Source organism: Olsenella phocaeensis, from assembly GCF_900120385.1.
Lineage (GTDB): Bacteria > Actinomycetota > Coriobacteriia > Coriobacteriales > Atopobiaceae > Olsenella_I > Olsenella_I phocaeensis.
Genome location: NZ_LT635494.1, coordinates 1154476 through 1158331, shown reverse-complemented (window position 1 = coordinate 1158331; position 3856 = coordinate 1154476). Strand labels below are relative to the sequence as shown.

At 67.9% G+C, this 3856-nt stretch carries 4 protein-coding genes and 1 pseudogene; 3 read left to right on the top strand and 2 right to left on the bottom strand.

Annotated features, from left to right (window positions below; all coding sequences use genetic code 11):
- A pseudogene (locus BQ7388_RS05550) lies at positions 1-938 on the top strand (hypothetical protein); the annotation flags it as partial.
- A 132-nt stretch (positions 939-1070) separates the two neighbouring features.
- On the opposite strand, the gene BQ7388_RS05545 reads toward BQ7388_RS05550, so the two are convergent.
- Both BQ7388_RS05545 and rpmB read right to left on the bottom strand, forming a co-directional pair.
- Positions 1071-1256: an FmdB family zinc ribbon protein gene (locus BQ7388_RS05545; protein ID WP_009279328.1), complete on the bottom strand. Its 186-nt coding sequence runs from the start codon at positions 1254-1256 to the stop codon at positions 1071-1073.
- A 432-nt stretch (positions 1257-1688) separates the two neighbouring features.
- Positions 1689-1889 carry a 50S ribosomal protein L28 gene (gene rpmB / locus BQ7388_RS05540; RefSeq protein WP_072499940.1) on the bottom strand — a complete coding sequence of 67 codons (201 nt, stop codon included), beginning with the start codon at positions 1887-1889 and terminating at the stop codon, positions 1689-1691.
- Positions 1890-2243: 354 nt separating this feature from the next.
- Between rpmB and BQ7388_RS05535 the strand changes: the two genes are divergently transcribed.
- On the top strand, positions 2244-2591 hold the full coding sequence (locus BQ7388_RS05535) for an Asp23/Gls24 family envelope stress response protein (RefSeq protein ID WP_009279325.1): 348 nt from the start codon (positions 2244-2246) through the stop codon (positions 2589-2591).
- A gap of 41 nt (positions 2592-2632) precedes the next feature.
- A partial coding sequence (locus tag BQ7388_RS05530) for a DAK2 domain-containing protein (RefSeq protein ID WP_072499939.1) occupies positions 2633-3856 on the top strand: 1224 nt, incomplete at its 3' end.

Sequence of the window (3856 nt, the reverse complement as noted above, 5' to 3'; positions counted from 1 at the left end):
CCCTCGGCGCCTCCCGCGCCGCCGCCGTCGCGCTCGGCTCCCTCGAGCCCTCCACGCCCTGCGTGGCCGGCAACCTCGTAGTGCAGGGCGAGGGCCCCTCTCGCCTGGCCCTCGAGGCGGCAGGACTCGCCCCGGAGCCGCTCCCGTGGCCGGCCGCCTTCAGGCTCGGCCGCCCGTCAGCCCTCGCTGGCTCCGGTCTGGTGCGCACGTCCGACGTCCTTCCCGCCGACCTCGCGGCGCAGGTCGTCGCCTGGCTCGCCTGCCCCCGGGGAGGAAGGTTCCTCGAGGTCGGCCAGGGCAGGGGCACCAAGAGCCTGCTCCTGCAGTCCGCCGCCAGGGCGCTCGACGTGGACCTTCGCATGGCCTGCGTGGAGAGCGACCCGCACAAGAGCGCCTCGTCCGCACGACGCCTGGGGTCCGTGGGGCTTGCCGGGCGTGCGAGCTGCCACGCCCTGGACGGCAGGGCCCTCTCGGGAGCCGACGAGTCGCTTCCCGAAGGGCTCAGGGGAGAGTTCCGCCTTGCCTTCCTGGATGCCCCCTGCTCGGGCAGCGGCACCCTGCGCCGCCATCCCGAGGTCGCCTGGTCGCTGGGGGAGGAGGCGGCCCTGCGCGAGCTCCCGAAGCTCCAGCTCGAACTCCTCGGGGCCGTGGCCCGTCGCGTCGAGGTCGGGGGATGTCTGGTCTATTCGACCTGCTCGGAGCTGAGACAGGAGGATGAGGACGTCGTCGCGGCGTTTCTCGCCTCGGACGTCGGGCGAGAATTCAGCCTCGCTGGTCCGCTGGACGCACCCGCCACGGGCGTCCTCGCCCCCGAGCAGCTCGCCCTGGCGCGCTCCATGCTCACCCCCGAGGGCTTCCTGAGGACCTCGCGCGCAAACCGGCTCGGCTCCCCGCTCTGTGACGGTCACTTCATGGCGCGCCTGTGCAGGTTGGGATAGCGGCTTCGGTTGACGGACGCACGAGAGGAGGCCCGTCCGGACAGCTGCCAGACGGGCCTCCTCCCCGCTCTTGCTATGGTGACGCGACCGCGACTCCGATTCTCCGTGGGAGTCGGGCGGCGACCAGGCGCGCTACTTCTTGCCCCTCTGGTCGGTGTTGTAGAAGCCGGATCCCGAGAAGACGATTCCCGAGCTGGAGAAGACCTTCTGGGCCTTGCTGCCGCACTTGGGGCAGCTGACGCTGGGGTGGGCGCTCATGGGATGCTCCACCTCGAAGCGGGTCCCGCACGAGGGGCACTTGTAGTCATAGCGAGCCATGTGAATCCTCCGGAAGAGTGCGTGCACAAAAAGCGGCCTCACGGCCACGTGGACTACTGTACCCAAGCGTGGCCGGCTCTTGCGCCGGGGCCGCCGCCGAGCGGCTGCTACCATGAATCCTGCAACCAGCGGCTGGGAGGGCTGACGCCATGCGCATAGACGGGGCGATCTTCGACCTGGACGGGACCATCCTCGACTCCGCGCCCATGTGGAGAGAGGCCGTCCTCGAGCTCCTCGAGGACGGGGGAGCGCCAGACCCAGGGCAAGTCTACGCGCAGGTCGAGTCGGTGCCCCTGGTCCAGATGTGTCGCCTTCNGGTCCGCGGCGGCCGTGGGGAGGGGTGCGCGACGCCCCGCGGGCAGCCGCCTGTGACGCACAAGAAAGGAGGCCCCGAGGGGCCTCCGAGGAATCGCCGGTATGTCGCGCGCCGCGCTACGCCCGGGCGACGGAGCGAGCCAGGTTGCCCTTCTTCAGGCAGCGGGTGCAGACGTTCTTCTTCTGCGGACGCCCGTCGACGACGACGGTGACGCGCTGGATGTTGGGCTTGAACTTGCGGGCGACTGTGCGGTGGGAGTGGCTGATGGAGCGACCAGCAACGGCGTGCTTACCGCAGATATCACATACCTTCGACATGTTTACGACCTCCATAGGGTGGCGCAAGGCGCCAGCAATTACCAAAAGCTGTCCAAATATAGCACAGGACCAGCGGCATGCAAGAACAAAGCGCGACAGCTTGTGTGCGTTTTGTAGCCAGACCACAAGACCTTTGGTGGCAGAGCATTCCGGGGGAGTCCGCCCCGTGTCACCGACGAAAGATACTAGCAGACGGGAGACGGGCTGCGGTGGCGTTCGCGTGGACTTTCCACGGCAGCGGCGTCGGGCTGTGGGCCGGGCGTACGGGTTGTCCTCCTGCGCCGCATGCCTTGCGTGCTAGACTTCTATGAATGAATGCGCCGGTCGAACATCGACCAAGCGAGAGGAGAAGCTATGGCAATGGTCGTCCCCGGAACCCTGAAGGTGTCCAACGACTGCATCGCCGACCTCGCGGGCTATGCCGCCCTCGAGTGCTACGGCGTGGTGGGCATGGCGGTCACCGACGAGCAGGAGGGCCCTGCCCACCTCCTTCCGACCTACCGCCTGCGCAAGGGCGTCGGCGTCTCCGCAGAGGGGGAGATCGTCAAGGTGGACCTCCACGTGGTCGTTGAGCAGGGCGTGAACATGGCGTCCGTGTCAGAAAACCTCGTGAGCGCCGTCAAGTTCATCCTCAGGCAGATTGCCGAGCTTGACAACGTCGAGGTACGCGTCCACGTCGAGGGGATGCGCACCGCCCGCTAGGCGTGCCCCACGATACGAGAGGAACCGAGGTTCTCCAGATCATGATTGCCAACACCATTCGCAGCTGCTTCCCCGTCGCCGCCAAGGTCGTCGCCGACAAGGCGGACGAGATCAACAAGCTCAACGTCTTCCCGGTCCCTGACGGCGACACGGGCACCAACATGTCCCTCACCCTGGGCACGGTGGTGAAGGAGGTCGAGTCGCTCCCCGCCAACGCCTCGGTGAACGACATCGCCAAGGCCATCACCCATGGCTCGCTCATGGGCGCCCGTGGCAACTCGGGCGTCATCACCAGCCAGATCCTGCGCGGCGTGGCCGAGGGCCTCACCGGCGCCAAGGGCCCGGACGCCACCACGGCGGACATCGCCTCGGCGCTGCGCAACGGCGTCAAGGTGGCCTTCAAGGCCGTGCGCAAGCCCGTCGAGGGCACCATCCTCACCGTGCTCAAGGACGTCTCGGCCAGGGCGGACCAGATGGAGAGGGCCAAGGCCACGCCCCAGGAGGCCCTCGACGCCATCGTGGTGGAGGCCTACGAGTCCGTCGCCCGCACCCCCGACCTCCTGCCCGTCCTCAAGGAGAACGGCGTCGTCGACTCCGGCGCCTTCGGCCTCGCGACCTTCATCGAGGCCTTCGTCAACGCCTACGAGGGCAAGGCGGGCGAGGTCTCGGACTTCGACACCAGCGTCACCCCCACGAGCGCCAAGGCGCAGGTCGCCAACGTCGTCGACATAGAGATCAACGACGACTGGGAGGGATCCGAGTTCCGCTACTGCACCGAGTTCCTCTTCCATGCCGACAGCCAGGACTTCGACGAGGAGGCCAACCTCAAGTACCTGAGCTCCATGGGCGACTGCGAGCTCCTCGTGGGCACCAACCCCGACTACAAGATCCACGTGCACACCAACAGGCCCGACCGCGTCCTGCGCCACATGCTGCACCGCGGCCAGATCTTCAACGTGTTCGTCCACAACATGGACCTCGAGGCACAGGAGCGCACCGAGGGCATCCGCGAGGACAAGGAGTCCTCGCCGCGTCACGCCGCCCCCAAGAAGGGCCTGGGCTTCGTGGCCGTCGCCGCAGGGTCCGGGCAGGCCGAGATCTTGCGCTCGCTGGGCGTCGACGTCATCGTGTCCGGCGGGCAGACCATGAACCCCTCCACGGCAGACATCCTCGAGGCCATCGAGGCCTGCAACGCCACGAGCGTCATCGTGCTTCCCAACAACGGCAACATCCGCATGGCCGCCGAGGCCGCCGTCAGCGCCTGC

Bases quoted from the DNA above. Each gene is read 5' to 3' on its own strand.
- rpmB (WP_072499940.1), bottom strand. From the start codon at position 1,889: ATGTCGAAGGTATGTGATATCTGCGGTAAGCACGCCGTTGCTGGTCGC.
- BQ7388_RS05535 (WP_009279325.1), top strand. From the start codon at position 2,244: ATGGCAATGGTCGTCCCCGGAACCCTGAAGGTGTCCAACGACTGCATC.
- BQ7388_RS05545 (WP_009279328.1), bottom strand. From the start codon at position 1,256: ATGGCTCGCTATGACTACAAGTGCCCCTCGTGCGGGACCCGCTTCGAG.